Below are 24267 nucleotides of genomic sequence, written 5' to 3'. Positions count from 1 at the left end.
GAGTTTCAGGCACTTTCCTTAGCTGAGGGTTCCAGCTTGCCGGAAAGAGCAACCCATATGAAGACCAGGCCTAGTGGGATATTTAGAACCTGCCATCCCCATTGCGGATCTTCCCAGAGGTAAGACATCCCCTGAATAATCAGGAACAACCCATAAAAGGAAAACAGGTACTTTCTGATCCTGACCTTCTTCTCTTCTGATGCATTACCAAATCTGCTAAGTCCCCAGCCCAGAATGGCGACTACCAGAAAAACCACGAGCATGATCAGGAAACCTTTTAGCATAGTTGAGCCTTTGAACCCTTAAATATAACCATTGCCCTGTTTACGGGCAATTTCCCCTTAAATTTCATATATTTGAGACTATTTCGGCCTTAAGCAGATCTGTGCTTGAATCCTTATTGTTAATAAACCGAATTCCTTATGACCAACGACGACTTTTCAACCGTGCATGGCAGCAAAAAGAAAGACCTGGAAACTGCATCCAAGATAGAGCTGATCAAAAATCTGATTTTCGGGGAGAACATCCAGGCCTATGAATCCGAATTCGAACTCCTTAAGAAGGACATCCTCAGCAAGAAAAAACAGCTGGAAGAACTGATAGAAGCCGTAAGGACCGACCTCAGGATGTCCATTGACGATGTCTCGACAGACATCAATATCCGCATCACTGAACTGGAAGACAAACTGGAATCCCGCTTTGAAGACCTGGAGAAAGACCAGCTTCAAAAAGAAGAATTGGGAGATCTGCTGATTGAACTGGGCGAAAAGATCCGCAAGAAATAACTCCGATCCATGGTCACGAAGATGGATGAACAAGCTAAACTGGAGATCCTCAAGGATATCCTGTTCCCCGACGACAGGGGTGCGGTGCAGGATATTGCCAAAAGGATCACGCTGGTTGAGCACATCATCAATGACCAGAAGCAACTGGCTGAAAAAGTAGATCCCCTGGTCGACGAGAAGATCAGTGCCTTTACCAAACGTATCCCGGACACCCTGGGACCCACCATTACAGCTACCCTGAAGAAAGAGATCAAGAACCACAAGGACGAGGTCGTGGATGCTCTCTATCCTGTCCTGGGTAAGATGGTGAAAAAGTACGTGGCTCAGGAGATCAAGATGCTCTCAGAGAAGATAGATAACCAACTGGGATTCCTCAAGAGGTTCAAAAGGAAAATGCGTTCCTGGTTCGGTGGCCCGACAGAGGAGCAGCAACTCATGAGAGAGCTTTCTTCAGCAACTATTGAACAGGTACTGCTTATAGAAAGAGATACCGGAATCCTGAAAGCGAGCTATTCCGTGACCAATACCATAGACGAGGAGATGATCTCCGGGATGCTTACGGCCATCAAAAGTTTCGTGGAAGATGCTTTCCACAAGAAGAACCAAAACCTCGAACTCATACAATACGAACTCTACAATATCCACCTCCAAAGTTTTGTTACCCATTACGTGGCCGTGGTGATCTCCGGAGACTACCATCTCACTTCCAAGAACAAGCTCCAGGACATCATCTTCAATTTTTACTACAACTTTATGGCCATGAACCTGGACCTGGTCTTTCATTCCAAAGACAAGGAAAAGCAGGGTAAGGAAGTACGGACTATTGACAAAGACCTCTTGATCAAGGAACTGGAAGCGAGTTTCGGCAATGCAAAAATCTAAGAAAGTCGTCATCCTAGGGCATTTTGGGGTCGGTAAAACCTCCCTGATCCGAAGGTTTGTTTCCAATCAGTTCTCAGACCAGTACAAGGTGACTATCGGAGTTCATATCAGCAAAAAAGTAGTAGACCTCTCAGACGAAGATTCCGTGTCACTCATTCTATGGGACCTGGAAGGGACAGACAGGCTGGAACAGATACGTGAGGCCTACTTGCTTGGCACCCATGGAGTGATCTTTGTGTTCGATATCAACAGGCCTTCTACTTTCCAGAATCTCAAGAGGGACCTCGAGACCGTAAAAAGCAAGGTACAAGATCGGCCTACGGTGGTCATAGGGAACAAAAAGGACCTGGTCCCTGAAGAGGAAATAAGTTCTTTACTCGAGGAACACGACATACCCTATGATTACCTGACCAGTGCCAAAACGGGGGAGACCGTGGAAGAAGCCTTTTTACACCTCGCATCAATCCTTCACCATGACTCCTGAACAGTATCAGAAGCGATTTATCGAGAAGCATTTGCAATTCATTGAGTTAGACACTGCAGGGTCTGTACTCCAAAATACAGGTCGAATCCTGCCCATTCAAAAAGGGCAAAACATCTCTGAAGCACACCCTTTCTTTGAAAGCCTGGAACCTGTGTTCACTGCTTTAGACGCTCCTCAGAGTCTGCACTGTGTTAATCTCGACCTGGAAGGCCGGGAGGTCATTGTGGATATACAGGTTCACCCCGCTGATAAAGGTTTTATGTTGTTGGTACAAGACCTTACCTCTCATTACACCGGCTACCAGGCAGTGGCACAAGAGCGCAATGAGTCCATTATACAGGAAGAGCTTATCGTACTGAAGAACGCCGAACTCGAAGAACGAGAACGGTTTAAAAACCTGTTTATTCAGAATTTCAGCCACGAGCTGCGGAACCCGCTGATGAGCAGTATGGCTATTACAAGGATATTGAGCGAGAGCCCTCTGAATACTGAACAGCAACATCTGATCGAGGCGCTTCGGGAAACGAACACACATCTAAAACTGATGCTGGAGGATACACTGAGCCTCAGTATGATCGCTTCCGGAAAACTGGAACTCAAGCCTGTGCTTTTCGACCTAAAGAAAATGCTGGACGTCCTCAGCATCACTTACAAGACCAAAGCGGTTTCAAAAGGCCTGGATTTTGAACTTTCCTCCCATGAGCGCGTCCCTCAATGGGTTGAAGCAGACAGGAAACGCCTGTTCCAGGTCCTTACCAACCTCCTGGACAATGCCGTGAAATTCACAGAACAGGGGAAGATCACATTGGAGGTAGGTTTTAACCAGCAATACGCTAACAAGGTAAACCTGCACTTCTCTGTGACAGACACCGGTAAGGGCATCCCGGAGGCGAAAAAGAACACGGTCTTTGAGACGTATTCCCAGCTGACCTCCCCGGAAAAGGAACAGGGAACCGGTCTCGGACTGGCATTGGTAAAAGGGCTGCTGACGCTTATGGACAGTGAGATACAATTGCAATCCACAGTGGGCAAGGGCTCAGTTTTTTCATTTGACCTCGAGGTGAAGGTCCCCGTGGAATCCGGCTGGAAAGCAACCCTGGAGAAGGATGCGGACAGTATACGTCAAAAAACTACGGTAAGGGGTAGAAAATACCGTGTTTTACTTGTGGAAGACGATGAACGCGTACTCACCGTCCTGTTTAAAATGCTGATGGAGACCGGGCAGTTCTACCTGGATGTGCTCAGCGATGGGGCGCAGGTGCTGGAACAGGTGATAGAAAACCCATACGACCTCATCCTGATGGATATCAATCTTCCAAACACCAGGGGAGACCAGCTCACCAGGATCATCAGGGAATTTCCCTTTAAAAATGTAGAACGGCTTCCTATCATCGGGATAACGGCTTTTGCATACGAAGACCACCTGAAAGCGTATAAAGCATCCGGAATGAATGCCGTGATCCCGAAACCCTTCGAAAAAGAGGAGTTGCTGGACACCATTTTCTCCTGTCTCAAATCCTGATTTCAATCCGATCTGATACTCACGATTCAAAATCTATTTGTAAGAATTTTCGGTCATTTGTGTAGTTCATCGATATTTTTGATCATTTCATCGATATTTAAGTGACCTGTTCCCGCTTCTCTTTCCAGTGGATACCCCTCTCTTACATTTGACCGATATCCTGAAACAACAGGGTTGATTTGTGAGAACCTTTTTAATCCCAAGAACGAAAATGGAAAATGAAAATCTGGCTCTAATCCTCTTCCTTATCAGTATCCTGGCCTTTATGTTGGCCATAGTACTGATCGTACCCAGCGTACTGGAAGAACGCAAGTTGAAACGAAAAAATTTTGAAACAGGCAGGAACTGGCACCTGCCCTTCCACCGTTTCAAGAGGAATGTAAAGAAATGGTGGCTAGCCTTTCGCTCCCCGGATGGTAAAAAGATCTTTTTAAGTACCTCGGTACTCCTGTAATAATTCCCTGATGAAAAACAGACTGGAACGTATACAGAACGGGTTATGGGGGAAGAAGAAAACAAAAGGAATCATCTCTAATCATGCCGCAAACGATGATACCTGGTTTATCGGAGCTGCATTTCAGGATGACCTGAGAAATACTGCAGAGAGAACTGAAGAACAAATTTAAATGTCCTAAAAATAATAGTAAATGGACCTGCAACAACACGACATGACGATGAAGAAGGCTTTTGAGAAAATCCTGTTGATCCTGTGTGCCATCGGGGTGATATTGTCCCTTTTATACTGGATATTATGAAAATGAATGAAGTTTTAATCGCAATCGGGATCTCCTGTCTCATCCTGCTCGGATATGGATTCAGTTCCTCTTCTTCTCCTAAAGCGAAGAACGACCTCGGCACTACCTTGGTGCCCCTATCGTTAAAAAACAGGGGGCTGATTTCCCCTCCTGCATTCTCCATACCCCATTCGGAAAAGAAAGATGCCGTCCGAATCCCATTTCCACTTGTTGCAGGAGATTATATAGCCTTCAAAGAGGCCCTGGGCTTTAAGGAATCAAGAGGCAGGTACAGCTGTGTCAATACCCTTGGATATATGGGTAAGTACCAGTTTGGCTCAGCAACGCTGGCGGTACTTGGGATAAAAGACACTCTCTCCTTCCTCCATTCCCCTGAATTACAGGAATCGGTTCTCGAAGCAAATATCGCCAGGAATAAATGGATCCTGAGACACGAAATAGCATCCGCTTCCGGAAAGACGATCAATGGGGTACCCATCACCGAATCGGGCCTGATCGCAGCGGCCCATCTGGCGGGACCAGGAAACGTAAAAAAATTCATCCGGTCTAATGGAACAAACAGTATGGAAGATGCCTTTGGGACTACCGTCGAAGATTATCTCCGGTATTTCGCAGGATTCGACCTCAGCTCAATAAAGGCGAAACAAAAGGTTAGAGTGAACGGGGAACACTACAAGTGAGTTATAAAGTTGGTTTAGTTAGTGACCCCATGGGGCACGGTTAGAGTGATCTGCCGTGTCCCTCTTTTTATGGATGACAGCTCACGGAGTCCACGAGGTCTAAAAACCGAAAGAAATACGTTAAATTAGTACTGTTTCACCTGTAAATCGTAAGACCATGGATCCGGCACTTCAGACAATGATCTCCAATATGCCCGAAAAAACGGGGAAATCCCTGGAAGAATGGAAAGCCCTCCTCAAGACCAGGGCATTTGCGAAACACTCTGAAGCAGTCAACTTTCTCAAGAAGGACCACGGGGTTACCCATGGTTTTGCCAACACCATCGTTCACCTTTCCAAAGAAGAAAACTCATCTTCCGATGACCTTCTGACAAATCAATACAAGGGGAAGGAACACCTCCTGCCTGTATTCGAAAAAGTTAAGGCCTTTGTCTCAGACCTGGGCCAGGACGTGAACATCGTCCCTAAAAAGACGACGGTCAGCTTTGTCCGGAAGAAACAGTTTGCCCTGATCAGTCCGGCCACCAAGACCCGGTTAGACCTGGGTCTTAAACTACCGGGTTATCCCACTACGAACAGGCTGGAGAATTCCGGCCCATTCGGAACCATGTGTACCCACAGGGTCAGGCTGGAACAACCTGAAGATATCGATAAGGAATTAAAGGATTGGTTGCGGGACGCTTATTCCCATGCAGGCTAGTGGTTACCCTCCATTTGCAAATAAAAAACCCTCTGTTTCAGAGGGTTTTTTATTTACCATTGTCCCAGCAGGATACGCGTACCTGACCTGACGAGTTTGGCGCCGCCATTGGTCTCTCTAAATGTATTCCAGGCTTTGTCCCTGGCCGATCTTTCTGCCTCTGTCAGGACCGCATTGGATCCCCCCATGGCGCTTTTAAAATCCTTGTAGCCTGTGATGGCCCAATGTGAACCTCCATCTGGTCCGATTCCCGTGGTAAATCTCCCATACATGTTCATCCACCCTTTGCGAACTGCTGACGAATGGTACTTTTCATACGCAGTCCTGAAAGCATCCGCATTGTCTACCTGGACGATGTAGTAATTCTGGACAGGATATTGAACTGTCATGTCTCCCCAGCTCATCTGGCGGGTCCCCATGGCCGCACTAAAGCCCTCCTTTACATGTTGATTGACTTGTGTGATGAACAACATCCATTCTGATCCTCCGTCATTTGAGTACTGCCTTCCCATGGCCTCCAGGGAGCCCGAGAAAACGATGCCATGGGTGAAGTTATTTCCACTGTCCCTGAAATGGTTCTCCCAAAGGGAAACGGTCACTCCTTCTATCTTGTGGGTAGAGAAATAATCTTTGATCAAATTCAGGACTGTACCTTCGTTCTGGGGTTCTACGGTAAAGTTGTAGGTTGTAAAATACCCTTCCTGGGCTACCAGGGTCACCGACATCAGGAATGCCAATGCTAAAACTAGTTTTTTCATTGTGGTTGGTTTTAATGGTTATTCTCCAAGATACAAAATCCCGATCATTTCGCATACCGCAAAGGGAACTTGATTCAGGATCCATCTTCCTATCGCCAGACCCTGTTCACAGCATGTACCTCTACCTGCAGAATTTCTACCGGTTCCGAACCCTGGTTGCTGATCAGCAGTTCTGAATACGGCTCGGTCGGGAAGACCTGGGCGGTCATGGCAAATTGCCCTTTGTTGATAAAAACCTCAATCGAAGATGCGTCCGTAAAGATGTCGAACTCCAATTCTCCATCGCCCAGGTGCTCCAGGGGCATCTGCTGCACCCTCCCAAAGGTTTCCTTAAAATCTACCAGTCCGCTGGCAGATCGGTCCAGGTTTAGAAGGCCTTGCCCGGGATCCAGTTTCAGGACCAGTACTTCTCCCGATTCGTTTTTTAAAATAAAAGAGAGGTCTTCCATGGGGGATGTAAAATGGATCCTGCTCTGACTCCCGTTATTCAACTCGGTGGATACTTCCCCTCCTGCCGGGACCTGAAGCTTCAGGCTTTTTTCTTCCACGAGCAGGTCTGCTACTCCCTCAATGGGGTAATTGACGAGGGTGTACTCTCCTTCGTATATTGCCAGGCTCAGCTTTCTCGGCAAGGTCATGGCACTGCGCCATACCTCAGTGGGTGTATCCCGGGCATAGTCCCAGTTGCTCATCCAGCCAATAAAGATGCGCTCGTCTCCCGGGGTGTTGTTGTATGTGACCCCGGCATAGTTATCCGTCCCCCAGTCGAGCCACTTCGCTTCCTGCTGTTCTGAAGTAAAGGTGATCCCGTCAAAATCCCCGACAAAGTACTGGGTGCCACTGCCACCATTGGGAGCTCCAGGATTGATGCTGATCAGGAGTACCCATTTTTTCTCATCCGTTCCCTCAACCTGCAACTCAAACAGGTCCGGGCATTCCCACACCCCTCCGTGGGCTCCCTGGTCTTCCCCAAACCGACTCATATAGGTCCACTCCAGCAGGTTATCCGAATGGTACAGCCTGAGGTGATCCCCTGCGACCAGGGCCATTACCCAGTGTTTCATATCCTCATCCCAAAAGACCTTGGGATCCCTGAAATCCCTGAATTCGGAATTGAGCAATACCGGATTCCCTTCATACATCGTAAAAGTTTCCCCATTATCAAGGCTGTAAGCCACTCCCTGTATCTGGTGGTCATTGCCCCCTCCTTTCTCCTTTTCCATATCGTGATATGTGAAAATGGCTACCAATGGTGGATTTTCTTCGCTTCCCAGGCCGGAGGTGTTCTCGTGGTCGATCACGGCACTGCCCGAGAAGATCAGGCCGTTCTCATCCGGATACAAGGCGATGGGTTTGTTCTCCCAGTGAAGCAGGTCCGTACTAGTGGCGTGCCCCCAGTGCATAGGACCCCAGACGATATCTTCAGGATAGTACTGGTAGAATAGGTGATAAACCCCCTGGTGATAGACCAGGCCATTGGGATCGTTCATCCATTTTTCAGGCGGACTAAAATGATACTGAGGGCGAAAGGGCTCCTCGTAATAGCCGATCTCTTCCGCCGTAATTTTTTCCATCTCCGGAGCCTGCTTACACTGGTAACCTAGCAGCAGGATGGTCATTGCACAAAAGGCAATCCAAATAGTTTTTCTTTCCATCTTCCTAAAATACATCAAAATTCGCTTGCTCCCCACCCTGGGTTTGTTTTCGGAACCTGAGCAAAATCCTATCTTTGTCCCTATGCTCAAAACAGGACTCATCATCGGGATCTTACTTACCACATCCTCGGCCTTGGGACAGCGAACCCTGGAGAAGGTCATGGATAGACTTTCGGGGGATGAGGTCCCTCTGGTTTCTGTGACGGAAGTAAGGGTAAACCCCTCCTACATCCGTCTCGATGCAAGGGAAAAAGAGGAATTTGACGTAAGCCATCTCCCGCATGCCAGTCACATAGGTTATGACAATTTTGACCCAAAGGAATTCACTTCCTCCTTTCCGGATAAAGAAGCTACCTATGTGGTCTATTGTTCAGTGGGTATACGTTCGGGCAAGATAGGAGAGAAGCTTCAGCAGATGGGATATTCTCACGTCAGAAACCTCTCCGGTGGGATATTTAAATGGGTGGAGGAAGGAAACATCATACTGGACAGCAATGAAAAACCCACTCATAAGGTGCATGCTTACAACCGATTTTGGGGGATGCTGCTAAAGAAGGGAGAAAAGGTCTACGGTCCTGAAGATGAAGAGAAGGATGAAGGATAAAAAAAAGGACCTCCTGCTCATCTTCACGCGTAACCCCGTCCTGGGACAGTGCAAAACCCGCCTGGCAGCCTCAGTGGGAGATAAGGCCGCCCTTGAGATCTACAGGTTCCTTTTGCGGCATACTGCTGCCGTATCGGCCCCATTGAAGACTGATAAAAGGGTGTTTTACTCAGATCACATTGGAACGGACGACGTGTGGGATGAGAAGATCTATACAAAAGCACAACAGAAAGGTGCAGATCTCGGAGAACGTATGGCCGATGCCTTCAGGGAAGGGTTTAAGGAAGGATACGAGCGTATCCTGATCATTGGCAGCGACCTGTTCGACCTGAATACGGAAGACCTGGAAATGGCATTTGAAAAGTTGAAGGAGCATGATTTCGTCCTGGGTCCGGCCCTTGATGGAGGCTACTATCTTCTCGGGATGAGGCAATTTACCCCAGCCTTATTCACAAACAAGAACTGGGGATCCGCTGAAGTACTCGAGCAGACCCTGTCTGACCTGGAAGGGCAGGATTGTTTTATGCTACCTCCAAAGAATGACGTGGACGTGCTTGATGATATCATTGATAACCCGGCGTTTTTGCCATTTATAAAAGATAAAAAATGACTCAAAAACAACTGGATGAATCCACCCAGTACCTGCAATCCAAAGGATTTCACAAACCGGAGATCGGCATTGTGCTGGGCACAGGTTTGGGGAAACTGGTAGACGAGATAGAGGATCCCCTGGTGGCCCATTACCACAACATCCCTTTTTTTCCCCTGGCCACCGTGGAATTCCATTCCGGAAAACTGGTCTACGGCACTCTCAAAGGGAAAAAGGTGGTGGTCATGCAGGGTAGATTCCACCTTTATGAAGGCTACGAATTCACCGATGTCACCTACCCCATCAGGGTGATGAGGCAACTGGGCATCAATAAATTGTTCATCTCCAATGCGGCAGGGGCCATCAACCTCAACTTTAAAAAAGGGGATATCATGCTGGTGGAAGACCACATCAATTTACAGGGTGGCTCCCCCCTCGCTTTTAAGAACGTGGCGGAATTCGGTGACCGGTTCGTGGATATGAGTGATCCCTACGACCCCGATATGCGCAAAAAGATCGAGCAGATCGCCACAAAAATGGGGATCTCCCTGCAAAAAGGAGTGTATGCGGCCGTTGTAGGTCCTCAACTGGAAACTAAAGCCGAATACCGCATGCTGAAGATCATCGGAGCTGATGCGGTAGGGATGAGTACGGTACCCGAAGTAATTATTGCCAATCATTTACGACTACCTGTAATAGCGGTCTCAGTTCTGACGGACGAATGTGATCCGGACGACCTGGAACCGGTCAATGTTTCTGAGATCCTGGAAGTAGCCGCCAGGACAGAACCAAAAATGATTACATTATTCACCGAATTAATACAACTATTATGAGTTATCTGGAAGCGACCAATGACCTGTATAAACAAGCAGCCCTGACCCCCGATGTGGGCCTCTGCTGTACCACGAATCCGGTATGGCAGCTCCCGGGCCTGTCTATACCAACCATCATGCAGGAGATGAACTACGGTTGCGGAAGCACCGTTTCTGCCTCAGACCTGGTCAATGAACCCAAGGTACTCTATGTGGGGGTCGGAGGAGGAATGGAACTGCTTCAATTTGCCTATTTCTCCAGGCAGGTCGGCGGGGTCACCGGCGTGGATGTGGTAGACGAGATGCTCGAAGCCTGCAGGAAAAATTTTAAGGTAGCCGAAAAGGAAAATCCCTGGTTCAAAAGCGATTTCGTTGAACTGGTCAAGGGCGACGCCCTCAACCTGCCCATCGAAAGTGAAAGCATAGATGTGGCTGCTCAGAATTGCCTGTTCAATATCTTTAAGACAGAGGATTTAAAAAAAGCCATCGGCGAGATGTACCGCGTGCTTAAACCTCACGGCAGACTGGTGATGAGCGACCCTGTCTGTGAACAACACATGAATGAAGCGCTGCGCAACGACGACCGCCTCAGGGCACAATGCCTCAGTGGAAGCATCCCCATCAGGGACTATGTGAAGATGTTGACAGATGCCGGTTTCGGGACCATAGAGATCAGGGCGAGGAAATCCTACAGGGTGCTCTCTCCCAACCACTACCCCACCGATGAGCTGATCCATATAGAATCTATTGAGATCGCTGCCATCAAGGATCCCATGCCGGAAGACGGTCCCTGCGTGTTCACGGGTAAAACCGCCATCTACTTCGGGGGTGAACCCTACCTGGATGACAAGAAAGGACATGTCTTACTGCAAAACCAGCCCCTGGCTGTTTGCGATAAAACAGCAGCAGCTCTGGCACAGCTGTCGGATGAGATCCATATCAGTGAAAGCACCTGGCATTATGACGGGGGAGGCTGTTGTTAATCCCTGAACTATGAAAACCTATCTTTTCCTTTTTTGGTTGACTTCCTTACTCATCCCCTCTTTTGAAATGGGGTCGTCTTCAGATATACAGACTGCAGACCATACGGCCTGGGACCGGTTACTTCAGGAAAATGTTTCGAAGGAAGGATTTGTGGATTACCCGGGATTCATGAAGCGCAAAAAAGATCTCGAAGCATATCTCGCTTATCTGGGGGATAATGAGCCCAAAGCATCAGCACACCAAAATGAAAAACTGGCTTATTACATCAATTTGTACAACGCCGCAACTGTCGATCTGATCCTGGAGAATTATCCCCTCAAGAGCATTAAAGATATTGACTCCCCCTGGGGGAAAAACCGGATCCGGGTAGGAAAAGACCGTATTTCCCTTAGTAAGATCGAATTCGGCATCCTGAGGAAGATGAACGAACCCCGAATTCATTTCGCCATTAACTGCGCCTCTTATTCCTGCCCTAAACTATGGAACAAAGCCTACACGGCAGAAGGGATGGAACTCCAGTTGCAGCAGGCAGCCATGGGTTTTATCAATGACAAAAGCAAGAATCGGTTTACTGAGGAGGAAATATTCCTATCCCCTATCTTTAAGTGGTACAGGGGTGATTTCATGCAAAAAAGAAGTCTGATCAGTTACCTTCAACCCTTTACCAAGGTTAAGATCCGAGAAACGGCCAAAATAAATTATCTCCCGTACGACTGGAGCCTGAATGAGAAAAAGTGATTCCCCTGAAATAAGCGTGATCATCCCGGTTCTCAATGAAGAGGAGAACCTCCAAAAGCTGATCCCCTATCTGAGGCAAGAGGCAGGCAGTGGAGAGGATGTCGAGATCATCGTCGTAGACGGCGGCAGCTCTGATCATTCCGTTGAAGTGGCCGAATCATTTGGGGTTCGGGTTCTATCGGCTCCCAGAGGCAGGGCCCGCCAGTTGAATGCCGGGGCCAGAGTAGCCCAAGGGAAGATACTTTATTTTCTGCACGCAGACAGTGTGCCTCCGGCTGACTATGACGGGTTGATACTCGATGCCCTGGAAAATAAAACTCAGGCCGGGTGCTTTCGATTGCAGTTCGACAGTCCCAGTCTTTTTCTTCGCTTTTTTGCCTGGTTTTCCCGTTTTAACTTTCCCATCTGCCGGGGGGGCGACCAGTCCCTTTTCATCTCCCGTGAACTCTTTGACACCCTCAGGGGTTTTGACGAGAGATACCGGGTATACGAGGACAACGAATTTGTAGGCAGAATTTACAGAAGGGCCAATTTTAAAGTGTTGCCTTATGAACTCCGAACCTCGGCGAGAAAATACAAATTGAATGGCAGATTCAAGCTACAGTATCATTTTGCATGCATCCATTGGTTGTATTTCCGCGGGAAAGGACCTGATGCCCTGTATGCTTACTACGATAAGTACATCAAGCAGGGAGGATAGGTACTACTCAGCATTCGCCTGACGGTAGATTCTGTAAAAAGTACTGATCACCTCCTGAGCCGGTTTGTTCTGCGGAGTGAACCGGTTGTCATCAGGTCCGCCCGAACGTTCGTGGTTGGTGAACCATTTCCAGACAAATCCTCCCGCGAACCAGTCTTCCTCCCAAAATGATTCGAAGAGGGCCTTCTTGGCATTGGCCTGCCCAACCAGGTTTACCTTTTCCTCACCCCTGCTGACAAGCCAGGGTTTTTTTGCCGTGTAATCCATGCTTCTGTAACCGAATTCGGTAAAGAGTACGGGGCGATCGACGGTTTCTGAAAAAGATGCGATCTTTTCCTTCCATGGCTTCCATCCCTCCTTTAGTTCTTCCACCGACGGGGTCTGGGCTTCCGATAAAGGAAAATAGGCGTCGATGCCAATATAATCCAGTGTATTCCAGAAAGGGGTACGCCCGAATTCATCCCAGTTGGCTGCGTAGGTCAGTTTTCCGGAATAAGTTTCCCGGATCATTCCGATCAAAGCCTTCCAGTAATCGGGGCGCGCACTGACAAACCCTTCCAGTTCAGTGCCTATGCAAAAAATCTCTACCCCGGTCTCCTCAGCAAGTGAGGCATAGGTCAGGATAAAATCCTCATAGCTCGCCTCGAGGCGCTCCCAATCTTCCTCAGACTCCATCCGGAGTTCTCCCGTAAAGACGCCCCTCCAGATCCAGATCTGTGGTTTTAGCATCACCCTGATCCCATTGCCGTGAAGGAGGTCAATGTATTGTTTTGCCCCTACTCTGGTTTCCCCAAACCACTGACGGTCCGTATCAAAAATGATCTCCGGGGAGTTTACCTCCCGAATAAATCCAAAGGGCATTACAGCAGCATGCCCCGCATGAATCTTCTTCACGGGTGCAATGTGAGCCTCAGTAGCCCTGTCCCTCGACGCAACAAAGCTCACCCCATTGATCTTGCCCACGAACTGGCTGCTGCAGGACATCTGCAATACGCCCATAAAAACAAGAAAAAACCGTCTCATCAGAGGAATACGTTTCTCTCAAAGCTACAATTTTTTAAAATCCATTTAACCCCGGGGATTGTTAAGTTCTTATCTTTAATCCGACTCAAGATCAAAACCTGACCATGCCCAAAGAGACGATCGCTATCATTGGAAACGGTATTTCGGGGATCACAGCCGCCAGGCATATCCGAAAATTGTCCGACAAGCACATCATCGTCATTTCTTCAGAAAGTGAGTTCTTCTTTTCCCGTACAGCATTGATGTATGTCTATATGGGACATATGAAGTTTGAACATACCCAGCCCTACGAGCCCTGGTTCTGGAAAAAGAACAGGATCGAACTAGTACAAGATCATGTGGAAAAAGTGGACCACCAAAAGAAGAAACTTCTGTTAAAGGCAGGTCAGCCTGTTTCCTATGACAAGCTCATCATCGCCACAGGTTCAAGGCCGAACAGGTTTGGGTGGCCGGGTCAGGACCTCAAAGGGGTACAAGGCCTTTATTCCAAACAGGAACTCGAGCAGCTCGAGAGAGATGCGCCGGACAAGGAGACCTGTACCAGGGCTGTGATCGTCGGGGGCGGACTCATCGGTATTGAACTTGCCGAGATGCTGAGGAGCCGGGATATCCCGGTGACCTTCCTGGTAAGGGAGAGCAGTTTCTGGAACAATGTTTTGCCTGAGGGAGAATCACAGATGATCAACGAGCATATCCTGGAACATCATGTCGACCTCCGCCTGAGCACGAATCTGGTAGAGATCCTCGCAGATGATAACGGCAGGGCCAGAGCCGTGGTCACTGATAAGGGTGACACCATCCCCTGCAACCTGGTCGGCCTCACTGCCGGGGTAAGCCCGAATGTGGATTTTTTAAAAAATTCCGGTATAGCACTTAACAAAGGGGTGCTGGTGAATCGGTACCTGGAAACCAACATCCCGGATGTGTATGCCATCGGGGATTGCGCCGAACAGGAGGAGGCGATTGGGCAAAGGAGGACAGTGGAGGCCGTCTGGTACACCGGGCGGATGATGGGCGAAACCGTTGCCCACACCCTGTGCGGAAATCGGCGGAAATACAACCCCGGTCACTGGTTCAATTCGGCTAAATTCTTCGATATCGAATACCAGACCTACGGATGGGTAAGGGGTGAAGGATCGCGACCAAAGGAGGAAGGGCATTTCCACTGGCGCCATCCGCAGGAGAAGATCTGCATCACCGCCGCCTTTCATACTGATGACAGAAAATTTCTGGGGATCAACACCTTCGGGATCAGGATGAGACACGAAGTCGTGGATCGCTGGCTGACAGAAGGCAAGTCCATCGACCACGTGATGGAACACCTCAGGGACGCCAATTTCGATCCGGAATTTTACAGAACGTACGAAGATCAGATCGTATCTGCCTATAATGCCTCATTCAATACGCAGATCAGACCGCAGAAGAAGAGCTGGAGGCGAATTTTGAATTACACGGGAAGCTAAGGACATATGAGAACCATCAAACACATCGGCCTTATCATCTTCCTGCTTGGATTGACGATCTTTTCAACCCTCCCCTTCCTGGGAACCTATTCCATGTCTTCGTCCGAGATCGATCAATGGGTCGAGCAGAAGAGGATTAAAAGTGAATTGTTCGCTGCGGCCCTGCAAGAGGATGTAGCAGACAGGACCTTTGAGGGGATGATGGAACTCTCCCCGGTGATCGAAAAAAACCTGGAGGAAGCAAACGCCACCCATCGCAAAAACAGGGAATACGACAAGGTGATCTACACCAAAGCCACGGATATGGCCGCGGAGATCGGAAAGCAGGCAGGAATAGGTTTTATTGCGGAAAAGAAAGGGCTAATGTGGTGGGCCACCTTTGGCCTTGGGATCCTCGGAGCATTGATGTTCATCCTGCCCAATGTAATTCTGCTGGGTGCAAAAGGAATCAAGAACAATGGGATTTACCACCAGAATGCCACCAACAGGGGATGGATCGCCTGGGGGGTCTTCTTCTACCTGATCGCCTTCTACCTCATCCTTTACTTCAGACCTCAATACGCCGTTAACTGGACCTACCTCATGGACCCCATCAGCGAGAGATTGAGCGGTAACCAGGCCGGCCACTGGTTTGTCTACGGCTTTATGTATTGTACCGTTATGGTGGTGATGGGCGTTCGGATGTACATCAAATACCGGCATAACCGTTACCAGATGATCCGGACCACCTCCGTGCTCTTTTTCCAGATCGTCTTTGCCTTCCTGATCCCAGAGATCATGGTGCGGTTGCAAATGCCCTACTACGATTTTAAAAATGCTTTCCCTCTTGATTACGACTTCTTCTTCCAGTGGAACCTGCGCTCCCTGATCAACAGCGGGGGCATCGGGATCTTTATCCTGGTCTGGGGCATCGCCCTTACTTTGGTGATCGTACCCGTAATGGTCTACTTTTTTGGGAAACGCTGGTACTGCTCCTGGGTTTGTGGATGTGGCGGACTCGCGGAGACCCTGGGTGATCCCTACAGACAGCACTCCAGTAAGACACTGCTATCCTGGAGGATAGAACGGTGGCTGGTTCACGGGGTACTGGTCTTTGCCGTGGGCATGACCCTGATAACGCTTTACAGCTTCTTTTCGGAGACCGGGACCGTACTCGGCATCAAGACCTCGGGGGTGCAAAACGCTTACAGCCTCTTTATTGGGGCTATCTTCGCCGGGGTCGTGGGCACGGGATTCTATCCCATCTTCGGGAACCGTGTATGGTGCCGGTTTGGCTGTCCCCTGGCAGCTTATCTGGGCATTGTTCAGCGCTTTAAATCGAGGTTCCGGATCACCACCAATGGCGGGCAGTGCATCTCCTGTGGCAATTGCTCTACTTATTGTGAGCAGGGGATCGATGTGCGTGCCTATGCCCAAAAAGGGGAGAATATCATCCGAGCCAGCTGTGTGGGATGCGGTATCTGCGCCGCAGTCTGCCCCAGGGGAGTCCTGAAACTGGAGAACGGACCGGAGAAAGGGAGAATCAATCCCACAGAGGTCCTCTTGGGCAATGATGTGAATTTGATGGAACTGGTGAACAGGAAATGAAAGCGTTATCCTATTTTTGCCATCCCGAACATCCCAGTACTTCTGTCATATCCTGTCCATGAAAGAGATCGTCGTCATCATCCCCGCATATAACGAAGGAAAATCCATAGGTCGGGTGATCGCAGAGGTCCCTTCTCTGGTGGAGGAGATCATTGTGGTAAACAATAATTCTACAGACGATACGGCTGCTGTTGCCGGGAAAGCCGGGGCTACTGTGCTCTTAGAGGAAAATATGGGATATGGGTATGCCTGCCTCAAAGGAATTAATTATGTGTCCGGCAAATCCAAAACCCCCTCGATTGTCGTATTTATGGACGGAGATTATTCGGACTATCCGGAGGACCTCCACAAGGTGATAAAACCGATCCTGGACGGAGAAGTGGATTTTGTTGTCGGAGCCAGGACCAGTGCTTTGCGCGAAAAGGGCGCTATGACCCCACAGCAAAGGTTTGGCAACGGTTTGGCCACGTTCTTAATGAGGATGATATACGGATCTAAATTCACGGATCTTGGACCTTTCAGGGCGATCAGATATGAGACATTGATGGACCTGAATATGGAGGACAAGACTTACGGCTGGACGGTGGAAATGCAGTTGAAGGTGTTGAAGAAAAAAATAGCATATACCGAAGTACCAGTGCGTTACAAAAAAAGAATTGGCATTTCAAAAGTGTCTGGTACCATAAAAGGTACTATATTTGCCGGCATAAAAATCCTGGGTTGGATATTTAAATACAGCATAAAGTAAAATGGGTTTAACAATTTCTTACATCATTATCGGGATTTACAGCCTGGCGCTGGTACTGATCTTTTTCTACAGCCTGGCACAACTAAACCTGTTGCTGAACTACCTCGGGTTCAAGAGAACACAGAACGAGGCACCGAAATTCAACCTCATGGATCCCAAAGAGATCCCATCGGTGACCATACAGTTGCCGATCTACAATGAGGAATATGTAGTAGAACGCCTCCTTGACAATATTTCAAAGATCGCTTATCCCAAGAGTAAGCTTGAAATTCAGGTATTGGATGATTCTACAGACAATTCTGTACAACAGACGGCCAAACGCGTTGCCGAACTGCAGGAGAGCGGACTCGACATCAAGCACATCCGCAGGGAGAACCGACAAGGTTTCAAGGCCGGAGCCCTGAAAGAGGGCCTGAAGATCGCGAAGGGAGATTTTATCGCCATCTTTGATGCCGACTTCCTGCCGGATCCTGATTGGCTGAAGAAAACGGTTATCTACTTCAAGGATGAAGAGATAGGCGTGGTACAGACGCGTTGGGGCCATATCAACCGTGATTACTCCATTCTGACCCGTATTCAGGCCTTTGCCCTGGATGCCCACTTTACCCTAGAACAGGTTGGTCGGAATGCCAAAGGACACTTTATCAACTTTAATGGTACCGCAGGTATCTGGAGGAAAGAATGTATTCTGGACGCCGGGAACTGGGAAGGGGATACCCTTACCGAAGATCTCGACCTCAGCTACAGGGCGCAGCTTAAGAACTGGAAATTCAAATACTTGGAAGATGTGGAGACCCCTGCAGAACTTCCCGTGGTGATCAGTGCCGCAAGATCACAGCAATTCCGCTGGAACAAAGGGGGTGCGGAGAACTTCAGGAAGACCGTCATGAACGTCATCACGGCCAAGAACATACCTTTTAAGACCAAATTCCACGGGGTGATGCACCTGCTCAACAGCTCCATGTTCCTCTTTGTGTTCCTGGTAGCTATCCTGAGTATCCCTATGCTGTACATCAAGAATACATACGGACACCTGGGATGGGTATTCGAAGTGACCAGCTTTTTCATAGTGTCGACCATCATCCTGTTTATTTGCTACTGGTTTACGTATAAGAGTATTCAGGGTAGCAGTTTTGATAATTTCATCGACTATATCAAGTTGTTCTTTACCTTTTTCTCAGTGGCCCTAGGCTTCTCCCTTCACAACACGGTGGCAGTGCTCGAAGGCCATATGGGTAAAAGGAGTGAATTTGTAAGGACTCCTAAGTTCAATATCAACAGCCTGACGGATAGCTGGAAGGGCAACAAATACCTGGCCCGCAAACTGTCGCCAAACATGATCCTGGAGTTTGCGCTGATGGTTTACTTCCTGTTTGGAATGTACAGCGCCATCCCTCTTAATGATTTTGGTCTGTTTCCATTCCATTTTATGTTGTTCCTCGGATTTGGGTTTGTATTCTTTAATTCCCTAACGGCAAAAGCATAGAATATCACACGATACAATTAGCCTTCCATTAATAAATGATGAAGAGCCTCCGGATGATTCGGAGGCTCTTTGTTTTTTCAGGGATTCCTCTTTTTTTCTGTTATTTGCAGAAACCCTCTACCCCTTAAAAGGATGTCGAATGCCCTGCTGAGGTACTGGAAACTCCACAAGGTCTCCCTCCTGCTCTCCCTTCTTTGCGGATTGCTCTATTATGCATTTGGCTATCACCTGGAACGTTCGGAGTTCACTAAGCTCTTTATCCTGTATGGACTGCTGTTCTTCCTATGCTACAAACTGATACAGTTTGAGAAATGGAATTTCAGGTTACTGTTGGCCCTCGGGCTGATCTTCCGACTGGTCCTTTTCTTTTCTATCCCTAATCTCTCCCAGGACTTTTACAGATTCCTTTGGGACGGACACCTGGTGGTTGCCGGACAAAACCCATACCTCTTCACTCCCGCCGGATTGTTGGAAGAACCGATTTCCCTTGTCCCATTAAGTGATTACCTCCTGAATGGAATGGGGCCCCTGAGCGCCTCCCATTTCAGCAATTACCCTCCTCTGAGCCAATTGCTATACGGGGTCAGCGTCTGGCTGGGAGGTGGCAAGGTCATGAGTTCACTCCTGGTCATGCGAACTGTGCTCCTGCTTGCAGACCTTGGGATCTTTTATTTCGGCAGGAAGTTGCTAAAACTCCTCAATAGATCCCCTCATCTGATCTTCTGGTATTTTCTCAATCCGCTAGTGATCATTGAACTGGTAGGCAATGTACACTTCGAGGGATTGATGCTTTTCTTCCTGCTCTACGCGGTCTACCTGATCCACTCCGGGAGGTGGATCCCTGCGGCCTTGGTACTGTCACTGTCAATTTCTGTCAAGCTCATCCCCCTGATGTTTCTGCCACTCTTCTTCAAAACATTTGGGATCGTAAGAGGAGGATTATTTAACGCGATTGTGCTCGTGGGGGTCGCAATCACGGCTTTACCTTTTCTCCATCCGCAATTCTCAGAAAATTACACTGCCACCCTATCTCTGTGGTTCTCAAATTTCGAATTCAATGCCAGTATATATAACGTTCTGAAGGATCTGGGTAACAGAATCGATATAAAATCATGGGAGATGATAAAGATCTACGGCAGGATATTTCCTTTCCTGGTGATTCTGTGGGTCAGCATACTCTCGTTTATGAAAAGGAATAAGACTTCGGGTGGACTCATTTTGTCCATGCTCCTTGCCCTGACAGTCTATTTCCTGCTCACCCCAACCGTACATCCCTGGTATATCATTTCCCTGGTAGTTTTATGCCTTTTTACAGATTTCAGGTTCCCTCTTGTCTGGTCTGCAGCCCTAGTCCTCAGCTATTCAGCCTACCGTACTGATCCTGTGGTGGAGGAATCGATGGGTTTCCTCATCGTTGAATATTTGTCGGTATACGGCTTTCTCATCTACGAATTGTTTAAACTTCGAACTTTTAATTCGATAATTCCCAAAAATTAGGCGATGTTTAAGGCTGATTCAATATAATTTGTACATTTGGTCCTGATGAAAACGACAGACCACATAATCTATCCTTTCCACGCTGTCCCAGCCTGGAAAACTTTTGTGCCTTCTCGCCGTCGCCCGTAAGGGTGTTATTCTGTCCTGGAAATAGGTGAGTCCATTTCCGCATCGATCCTCAAGCCAATATTATTTCGACAAATTTTAACAGCAATGGATATTGTAATTGCTAACGAATCCCACATTAAATATGCATCGGTCATCAGCGAGACCATTTCAGAATCAGCCAAGGTAAGGGGCACTGGTATCGCCAAAAGAACACCGGAGTACATTATCAAGAGGCTGGTCAACGGCAATGCCGTGATCGCTCTTGACGGGGATCGCTTTGCCGGATTCTGCTATATCGAAGTCTGGGGGCACCAGAAATTTGTGGCTAATTCCGGCCTGATCGTCCATCCCGACTATCGGAACCAGGGTCTGGCCAAGAAGATCAAGAAAGCCATATTTGACCTTTCCAGGAAGAAATTCCCGGACGCCAAGATCTTCGGGATCACTACCGGACTGGCCGTGATGAAAATGAATTACGAGCTGGGGTATAAACCCGTCACCTTCTCCGAACTCACCGACGATCCGGAATTCTGGAAAGGGTGCCAGACCTGCAAGAATTTTGATATCCTCACCCGTACCGAGCGAAAAATGTGCCTTTGCACCGGCATGTTATACGATCCGGCCAGCTCTGCACTGGATAAAAGGAAAATGAACAGCACGGCTTTTCAGCGATTGAAAAGTATCAAAGAACAGCTCCTGCTCAAAAAGAAGAAAGCCTGATATGAAAACCGACAACAACAAAAAGAAAAAACTGGTACTCGCCTATTCCGGAGGCCTGGACACCTCGTATTGTGCTGTGCACCTTTCTCAGGACCTGGGCTACGAGGTTCATGCCGTAAGCGTCAATACCGGAGGTTTCTCGAAGGAAGAGATCAGAGAGATTGAGAAAAGGGCTCTTGAATTGGGTGTACATTCTTACAGATCGATAGACGCCGTACAAACCTTTTACGAGAAGGTGGTCAGGTATCTGATCTTCGGAAATGTACTGAGAAACAACACTTATCCCCTGAGCGTAAGTGCTGAACGAATCGTTCAGGCCCTTGAGATCGTCCACTATGCAAGAGAAGTGGGTGCAACAGCCATTGCCCACGGCAGTACAGGAGCCGGCAATGACCAGGTGAGGTTCGATATGATCTTCCAGATAGAAGCCCCCGAAATTGAGATCATCACACCTATCAGGGACCAGCAGCTTTCCAGGGAGGAAGAGATCGCATACCTAAAGAACAAGGGCGTGCAATATTCATGGGAAAAAGCACAGTATTCCGTCAACAAAGGCCTGTGGGGGACTTCCGTGGGCGGGGCCGAGACCCTTACCTCTGAAAAAGGGCTTCCTGATGAAGCGTTTCCAAGCCCATTGGAAAAAGAGAATTCCTTAGATATCATCTTAACATTTACCAAGGGAGAACTGACCGCCCTTGATGGGAAGGAAGACGATCCGGTGAACAACATCCGAAAACTGGAGGAAGTTGCATCTGCCTATGCCATTGGGAGGGATATCCACGTAGGGGATACTATTATCGGCATCAAAGGAAGGGTAGGTTTCGAAGCGGCAGCACCATTGATCATCCTGAAAGCCCACCATTTGCTGGAGAAGCATACCTTGAGCAAATGGCAACAATTTCAGAAAGAACAGCTCGGTAATTTCTACGGGATGCTGTTGCACGAAGGCAATTATCTGGATGAGGTAATGAGGAATATTGAGGCTTTCCTGGCTGATACCCAAAGAAATGTCAGCGGGGAGGTATTCATAACCCTTCATCCCTATCGGTTTACGCTGAACGGGATCCGGTCTCAACACGACCTGATGTCTGCCAAGTTTGGCAGCTATGGGGAGATGAATCGGGCCTGGACCGCTGAGGATGCCAAGGGTTTTATCAAGATCCTTTCAAATCCTGGAAAGATCGCTAACCAGATAAACAAAGTCCATGATTAAAGCAGGTATCATAGGAGGCTCCGGGTATACAGGGGGAGAACTCATCAGAATTTTGCTCAACCACCCTCAGGTGGAGATCGACTTCGTCTACAGTACTACCCGTGCAGGAGCAAAGGTCTCCTCGGCACATCCCGATCTTATCGGGGTAACCTCCCTCAATTTTACAGACAAGATAGACCCGGACACAGACGTGGTTTTCCTCTGCCTGGGTCACGGGAATTCCAAGAAATTCCTTCAGGAACACTCCTTTAGCAAGGAAACCAGGATCGTGGATCTGAGTCGGGATTTTCGCCTGAAAGAGGACAGCAGTTTCCAGGGCAGGAATTTTGTTTATGGCCTGCCTGAACTTTACAAGGAGCAGATCATGAATACCACAAACATTGCCAACCCGGGGTGTTTTGCAACGGCCATCCAACTGGCCCTGCTCCCCCTGGCTGCCGCCAGGTTATTAGGTAAGGAGGTTCATGTAAATGCCACCACTGGCTCTACCGGGGCCGGGGCGAGCTTATCACCTACAACGCACTTCAGCTGGAGGGAGAACAACATGTCTCACTACAAGGCCTTTACCCACCAGCACCTGGATGAGATTCATGAGAGTCTCTCCTTCAGGCAAACAGGGGATTTCAAACTCTGGTTCGTGCCCAACAGGGGTGATTTTACAAGAGGGATCTGGGCCACGGCTTATACGAGGTTCAAAGGAACCCAGGAAGAGGCGCATGAACTCTACCGTGATTTTTATGCCCAGGCTCCCTTTACTCACCTCTCCCGCGAACCTATTTCCCTGAAACCCGTCGTCAATACGAATCATTGTCATTTACACCTGACAGTTCACGAAGGCATGCTCCTGGTCAGTTCGGCCATTGACAATCTGCTCAAAGGGGCAAGCGGACAGGCCGTACAAAATATGAACCTCATGTTCGGTTTCGAAGAAGATGCCGGACTGGGACTTAAATCCATCGTATACTAACCGAGAAACAAATGAAAATAGCAATCATAGGAGCAGGCAACCTGGGGCTTTCCATTGCGAAGGGAATCCTCCACAGCAATGGGGCCACCACCATGCACCTCACCAAAAGACATATTGACTCCATCAAGGAATTCGAGAAGTATGGGAACGTTACTGTAACTTCGGATAACAGCAAGGCCGTCCGGGAATCGGACATTCTCATCTTTGCCGTGCAACCCGGGCATTTTGAAGCCATCCTGCACGAGGTGAAAGACCTGCTTACAGAAAAACACGTGGTCATTTCTACGATTACCGGATTCAGCATTCAGAAAATTGAGTCGGTCATAGGAAAGGATGCCTACATCATCAGGAGCATGCCCAACACGGCCATTTCCGTTGGCAAATCCATGACCTGTTTGTGCAGCAATACCGCGGGGGCAAAACGGATAGATCTCGCCAAGGCCATATTTAACCGTATGGGACATTCCATGGAGATACCCGAATCCCAGATGCAGGCGGCCACGGTCATCTGCGCCAGTGGTATCGCGTTCTGGATGAGATTGATCAGGGCTACCACCCAGGGGGCCATACAATTGGGATTCGATGCCAGGGAGGCACAGGAACTCGCTATGCACACCTGCAACGGGGCTGCAGCCCTGCTGATCGAATCGGGGAACCATCCGGAAGAAGAAATAGATCGGGTAACCACACCTATGGGCTGCACCATCGAAGGCCTGAACGAAATGGAACACCAAGGACTGAGTTCTTCCCTCATCAGGGGGATCGTGGCGTCCTTCGAGAAGATCAGTCAGATAAGAAAAGGATAGT

27 protein-coding genes are annotated in these 24267 nt (G+C 48.5%); 23 read left to right on the top strand and 4 right to left on the bottom strand.

Features of this window, described 5'->3' with window-relative positions; translation table 11 throughout:
- Nucleotides 1-5 precede the first annotated feature (5 nt).
- On the bottom strand, nt 6-284 hold the full coding sequence (locus IEV19_RS10145; RefSeq protein WP_188370535.1) for a hypothetical protein: 279 nt from the start codon (nt 282-284) through the stop codon (nt 6-8).
- 138 nt (nt 285-422) lie between these two features.
- Between IEV19_RS10145 and IEV19_RS10140 the strand changes: the two genes are divergently transcribed.
- The 8 genes from IEV19_RS10140 to IEV19_RS10105 all read left to right on the top strand — a co-directional run bounded on the left by IEV19_RS10140 (nt 423) and on the right by IEV19_RS10105 (nt 5808).
- Nucleotides 423-785, top strand: coding sequence for a fructose 1,6-bisphosphatase (locus IEV19_RS10140; protein ID WP_188370534.1), 363 nt, complete (start codon nt 423-425; stop codon nt 783-785).
- Nucleotides 786-794: 9 nt separating this feature from the next.
- A complete protein-coding gene (locus IEV19_RS10135; RefSeq protein ID WP_229732537.1) occupies nt 795-1667 on the top strand; it encodes a cell envelope biogenesis protein OmpA in 873 nt (290 codons plus the stop codon).
- Complete coding sequence (locus tag IEV19_RS10130; RefSeq protein WP_188370533.1) at nt 1654-2151, top strand: Rab family GTPase; 498 nt, start codon at nt 1654-1656, stop codon at nt 2149-2151. The genes IEV19_RS10135 and IEV19_RS10130 overlap by 14 nt, the downstream gene beginning before the upstream one ends.
- On the top strand, nt 2141-3673 hold the full coding sequence (locus IEV19_RS10125; RefSeq protein ID WP_188370532.1) for an ATP-binding response regulator: 1533 nt from the start codon (nt 2141-2143) through the stop codon (nt 3671-3673). Before IEV19_RS10130 ends, IEV19_RS10125 begins: the two co-directional genes overlap by 11 nt.
- A 211-nt stretch (nt 3674-3884) precedes the next feature.
- Nucleotides 3885-4127: a hypothetical protein gene (locus tag IEV19_RS10120; protein ID WP_188370531.1), complete on the top strand. Its 243-nt coding sequence runs from the start codon at nt 3885-3887 to the stop codon at nt 4125-4127.
- Between the two features lie 10 nt (nt 4128-4137).
- On the top strand, nt 4138-4299 hold the full coding sequence (locus IEV19_RS10115) for a hypothetical protein (RefSeq protein ID WP_188370530.1): 162 nt from the start codon (nt 4138-4140) through the stop codon (nt 4297-4299).
- Nucleotides 4300-4430: 131 nt separating this feature from the next.
- On the top strand, nt 4431-5108 hold the full coding sequence (locus IEV19_RS10110) for a hypothetical protein (RefSeq protein WP_188370529.1): 678 nt from the start codon (nt 4431-4433) through the stop codon (nt 5106-5108).
- A 157-nt stretch (nt 5109-5265) separates the two neighbouring features.
- Nucleotides 5266-5808 carry a DUF4287 domain-containing protein gene (locus IEV19_RS10105; RefSeq protein ID WP_188370528.1) on the top strand — a complete coding sequence of 181 codons (543 nt, stop codon included), beginning with the start codon at nt 5266-5268 and terminating at the stop codon, nt 5806-5808.
- A 53-nt stretch (nt 5809-5861) separates the two neighbouring features.
- On the opposite strand, the gene IEV19_RS10100 is transcribed toward IEV19_RS10105, so the two are convergent.
- A complete protein-coding gene (locus IEV19_RS10100) occupies nt 5862-6566 on the bottom strand; it encodes a hypothetical protein (RefSeq protein ID WP_188370527.1) in 705 nt (234 codons plus the stop codon).
- An 89-nt stretch (nt 6567-6655) separates the two neighbouring features.
- On the bottom strand, nt 6656-8221 hold the full coding sequence (locus tag IEV19_RS10095; RefSeq protein ID WP_229732536.1) for a glycoside hydrolase family 32 protein: 1566 nt from the start codon (nt 8219-8221) through the stop codon (nt 6656-6658).
- A gap of 82 nt (nt 8222-8303) precedes the next feature.
- On the opposite strand from IEV19_RS10095, the gene IEV19_RS10090 reads away from it, so the two are divergent.
- Genes IEV19_RS10090 through IEV19_RS10065 form a run of 6 tightly spaced genes read left to right on the top strand, consistent with a single transcriptional unit; the run spans nt 8304 to nt 12648 of the window.
- A complete protein-coding gene (locus IEV19_RS10090; RefSeq protein WP_188370526.1) occupies nt 8304-8825 on the top strand; it encodes a rhodanese-like domain-containing protein in 522 nt (173 codons plus the stop codon).
- Entirely contained in the window at nt 8815-9435 is a 621-nt protein-coding gene (locus tag IEV19_RS10085; RefSeq protein WP_188370525.1) for a TIGR04282 family arsenosugar biosynthesis glycosyltransferase, read from the top strand. The genes IEV19_RS10090 and IEV19_RS10085 overlap by 11 nt, the downstream gene beginning before the upstream one ends.
- On the top strand, nt 9432-10247 hold the full coding sequence (locus tag IEV19_RS10080) for a purine-nucleoside phosphorylase (RefSeq protein ID WP_188370524.1): 816 nt from the start codon (nt 9432-9434) through the stop codon (nt 10245-10247). Before IEV19_RS10085 ends, IEV19_RS10080 begins: the two co-directional genes overlap by 4 nt.
- Nucleotides 10244-11209, top strand: a complete 966-nt coding sequence (gene arsM, locus IEV19_RS10075; RefSeq protein ID WP_188370523.1) for an arsenosugar biosynthesis arsenite methyltransferase ArsM — start codon at nt 10244-10246, stop codon at nt 11207-11209. Before IEV19_RS10080 ends, arsM begins: the two co-directional genes overlap by 4 nt.
- A gap of 10 nt (nt 11210-11219) precedes the next feature.
- On the top strand, nt 11220-11948 hold the full coding sequence (locus IEV19_RS10070) for a DUF547 domain-containing protein (RefSeq protein WP_188370522.1): 729 nt from the start codon (nt 11220-11222) through the stop codon (nt 11946-11948).
- Nucleotides 11935-12648, top strand: coding sequence for a TIGR04283 family arsenosugar biosynthesis glycosyltransferase (locus tag IEV19_RS10065; RefSeq protein ID WP_188370521.1), 714 nt, complete (start codon nt 11935-11937; stop codon nt 12646-12648). The genes IEV19_RS10070 and IEV19_RS10065 overlap by 14 nt, the downstream gene beginning before the upstream one ends.
- Before the next feature lie 3 nt (nt 12649-12651).
- On the opposite strand, the gene IEV19_RS10060 is transcribed toward IEV19_RS10065, so the two are convergent.
- Complete coding sequence (locus tag IEV19_RS10060) at nt 12652-13671, bottom strand: glycoside hydrolase family 113 (protein ID WP_188370520.1); 1020 nt, start codon at nt 13669-13671, stop codon at nt 12652-12654.
- A gap of 104 nt (nt 13672-13775) precedes the next feature.
- Here IEV19_RS10060 and IEV19_RS10055 point away from each other — a divergent pair, with 104 nt between their 5' ends.
- From IEV19_RS10055 to proC, 9 genes are all read left to right on the top strand, one after another.
- Nucleotides 13776-15134, top strand: coding sequence for an NAD(P)/FAD-dependent oxidoreductase (locus IEV19_RS10055; protein WP_188370519.1), 1359 nt, complete (start codon nt 13776-13778; stop codon nt 15132-15134).
- 6 nt (nt 15135-15140) lie between these two features.
- Nucleotides 15141-16721 (top strand): 4Fe-4S binding protein, encoded by a 1581-nt coding sequence (locus tag IEV19_RS10050; protein WP_188370518.1) that lies wholly within the window; start codon nt 15141-15143, stop codon nt 16719-16721.
- Between the two features lie 58 nt (nt 16722-16779).
- The gene (locus IEV19_RS10045) at nt 16780-17469 is read left to right on the top strand and encodes a glycosyltransferase family 2 protein (protein WP_188370517.1); all 690 of its coding nucleotides are present in this window, start codon (nt 16780-16782) and stop codon (nt 17467-17469) included.
- Between the two features lies 1 nt (nt 17470).
- Nucleotides 17471-18955: a cellulose synthase family protein gene (locus tag IEV19_RS10040; RefSeq protein WP_188370516.1), complete on the top strand. Its 1485-nt coding sequence runs from the start codon at nt 17471-17473 to the stop codon at nt 18953-18955.
- A gap of 132 nt (nt 18956-19087) precedes the next feature.
- Nucleotides 19088-20452 (top strand): MptA/MptB family glycosyltransferase, encoded by a 1365-nt coding sequence (locus IEV19_RS10035; protein ID WP_188370515.1) that lies wholly within the window; start codon nt 19088-19090, stop codon nt 20450-20452.
- Between the two features lie 213 nt (nt 20453-20665).
- Nucleotides 20666-21280, top strand: a complete 615-nt coding sequence (locus IEV19_RS10030; protein ID WP_188370514.1) for a GNAT family N-acetyltransferase — start codon at nt 20666-20668, stop codon at nt 21278-21280.
- Between the two features lies 1 nt (nt 21281).
- Complete coding sequence (locus IEV19_RS10025; protein ID WP_188370513.1) at nt 21282-22493, top strand: argininosuccinate synthase; 1212 nt, start codon at nt 21282-21284, stop codon at nt 22491-22493.
- Nucleotides 22486-23460, top strand: a complete 975-nt coding sequence (argC, locus tag IEV19_RS10020) for an N-acetyl-gamma-glutamyl-phosphate reductase (protein ID WP_188370512.1) — start codon at nt 22486-22488, stop codon at nt 23458-23460. The genes IEV19_RS10025 and argC overlap by 8 nt, the downstream gene beginning before the upstream one ends.
- Before the next feature lie 11 nt (nt 23461-23471).
- Nucleotides 23472-24266, top strand: coding sequence for a pyrroline-5-carboxylate reductase (gene proC, locus IEV19_RS10015; protein ID WP_188370511.1), 795 nt, complete (start codon nt 23472-23474; stop codon nt 24264-24266).
- Nucleotide 24267: the final 1 nt, after the last annotated feature.

The sequence above is a fragment of the Muriicola marianensis genome (assembly GCF_014638095.1).
GTDB lineage: Bacteria > Bacteroidota > Bacteroidia > Flavobacteriales > Flavobacteriaceae > Muriicola > Muriicola marianensis.
Note: the sequence above shows the minus strand (reverse complement) of the source record. Positions and strands in the feature narration are given on the sequence as shown.

Excerpts from the sequence above, each read along its gene's own strand:
- IEV19_RS10145 (WP_188370535.1), bottom strand. The coding sequence starts at position 284 with ATGCTAAAAGGTTTCCTGATCATGCTCGTGGTTTTTCTGGTAGTCGCC.
- IEV19_RS10140 (WP_188370534.1), top strand. The coding sequence starts at position 423 with ATGACCAACGACGACTTTTCAACCGTGCATGGCAGCAAAAAGAAAGAC.
- IEV19_RS10135 (WP_229732537.1), top strand. The coding sequence starts at position 795 with ATGGTCACGAAGATGGATGAACAAGCTAAACTGGAGATCCTCAAGGAT.
- IEV19_RS10130 (WP_188370533.1), top strand. The coding sequence starts at position 1,654 with ATGCAAAAATCTAAGAAAGTCGTCATCCTAGGGCATTTTGGGGTCGGT.
- IEV19_RS10125 (WP_188370532.1), top strand. The coding sequence starts at position 2,141 with ATGACTCCTGAACAGTATCAGAAGCGATTTATCGAGAAGCATTTGCAA.
- IEV19_RS10120 (WP_188370531.1), top strand. The coding sequence starts at position 3,885 with ATGGAAAATGAAAATCTGGCTCTAATCCTCTTCCTTATCAGTATCCTG.
- IEV19_RS10115 (WP_188370530.1), top strand. The coding sequence starts at position 4,138 with ATGAAAAACAGACTGGAACGTATACAGAACGGGTTATGGGGGAAGAAG.
- IEV19_RS10110 (WP_188370529.1), top strand. The coding sequence starts at position 4,431 with ATGAATGAAGTTTTAATCGCAATCGGGATCTCCTGTCTCATCCTGCTC.
- IEV19_RS10105 (WP_188370528.1), top strand. The coding sequence starts at position 5,266 with ATGGATCCGGCACTTCAGACAATGATCTCCAATATGCCCGAAAAAACG.
- IEV19_RS10100 (WP_188370527.1), bottom strand. The coding sequence starts at position 6,566 with ATGAAAAAACTAGTTTTAGCATTGGCATTCCTGATGTCGGTGACCCTG.
- IEV19_RS10095 (WP_229732536.1), bottom strand. The coding sequence starts at position 8,221 with ATGGAAAGAAAAACTATTTGGATTGCCTTTTGTGCAATGACCATCCTG.
- IEV19_RS10090 (WP_188370526.1), top strand. The coding sequence starts at position 8,304 with ATGCTCAAAACAGGACTCATCATCGGGATCTTACTTACCACATCCTCG.
- IEV19_RS10085 (WP_188370525.1), top strand. The coding sequence starts at position 8,815 with ATGAAGGATAAAAAAAAGGACCTCCTGCTCATCTTCACGCGTAACCCC.
- IEV19_RS10080 (WP_188370524.1), top strand. The coding sequence starts at position 9,432 with ATGACTCAAAAACAACTGGATGAATCCACCCAGTACCTGCAATCCAAA.
- arsM (WP_188370523.1), top strand. The coding sequence starts at position 10,244 with ATGAGTTATCTGGAAGCGACCAATGACCTGTATAAACAAGCAGCCCTG.
- IEV19_RS10070 (WP_188370522.1), top strand. The coding sequence starts at position 11,220 with ATGAAAACCTATCTTTTCCTTTTTTGGTTGACTTCCTTACTCATCCCC.
- IEV19_RS10065 (WP_188370521.1), top strand. The coding sequence starts at position 11,935 with ATGAGAAAAAGTGATTCCCCTGAAATAAGCGTGATCATCCCGGTTCTC.
- IEV19_RS10060 (WP_188370520.1), bottom strand. The coding sequence starts at position 13,671 with ATGAGACGGTTTTTTCTTGTTTTTATGGGCGTATTGCAGATGTCCTGC.
- IEV19_RS10055 (WP_188370519.1), top strand. The coding sequence starts at position 13,776 with ATGCCCAAAGAGACGATCGCTATCATTGGAAACGGTATTTCGGGGATC.
- IEV19_RS10050 (WP_188370518.1), top strand. The coding sequence starts at position 15,141 with ATGAGAACCATCAAACACATCGGCCTTATCATCTTCCTGCTTGGATTG.
- IEV19_RS10045 (WP_188370517.1), top strand. The coding sequence starts at position 16,780 with ATGAAAGAGATCGTCGTCATCATCCCCGCATATAACGAAGGAAAATCC.
- IEV19_RS10040 (WP_188370516.1), top strand. The coding sequence starts at position 17,471 with ATGGGTTTAACAATTTCTTACATCATTATCGGGATTTACAGCCTGGCG.
- IEV19_RS10035 (WP_188370515.1), top strand. The coding sequence starts at position 19,088 with ATGTCGAATGCCCTGCTGAGGTACTGGAAACTCCACAAGGTCTCCCTC.
- IEV19_RS10030 (WP_188370514.1), top strand. The coding sequence starts at position 20,666 with ATGGATATTGTAATTGCTAACGAATCCCACATTAAATATGCATCGGTC.
- IEV19_RS10025 (WP_188370513.1), top strand. The coding sequence starts at position 21,282 with ATGAAAACCGACAACAACAAAAAGAAAAAACTGGTACTCGCCTATTCC.
- argC (WP_188370512.1), top strand. The coding sequence starts at position 22,486 with ATGATTAAAGCAGGTATCATAGGAGGCTCCGGGTATACAGGGGGAGAA.
- proC (WP_188370511.1), top strand. The coding sequence starts at position 23,472 with ATGAAAATAGCAATCATAGGAGCAGGCAACCTGGGGCTTTCCATTGCG.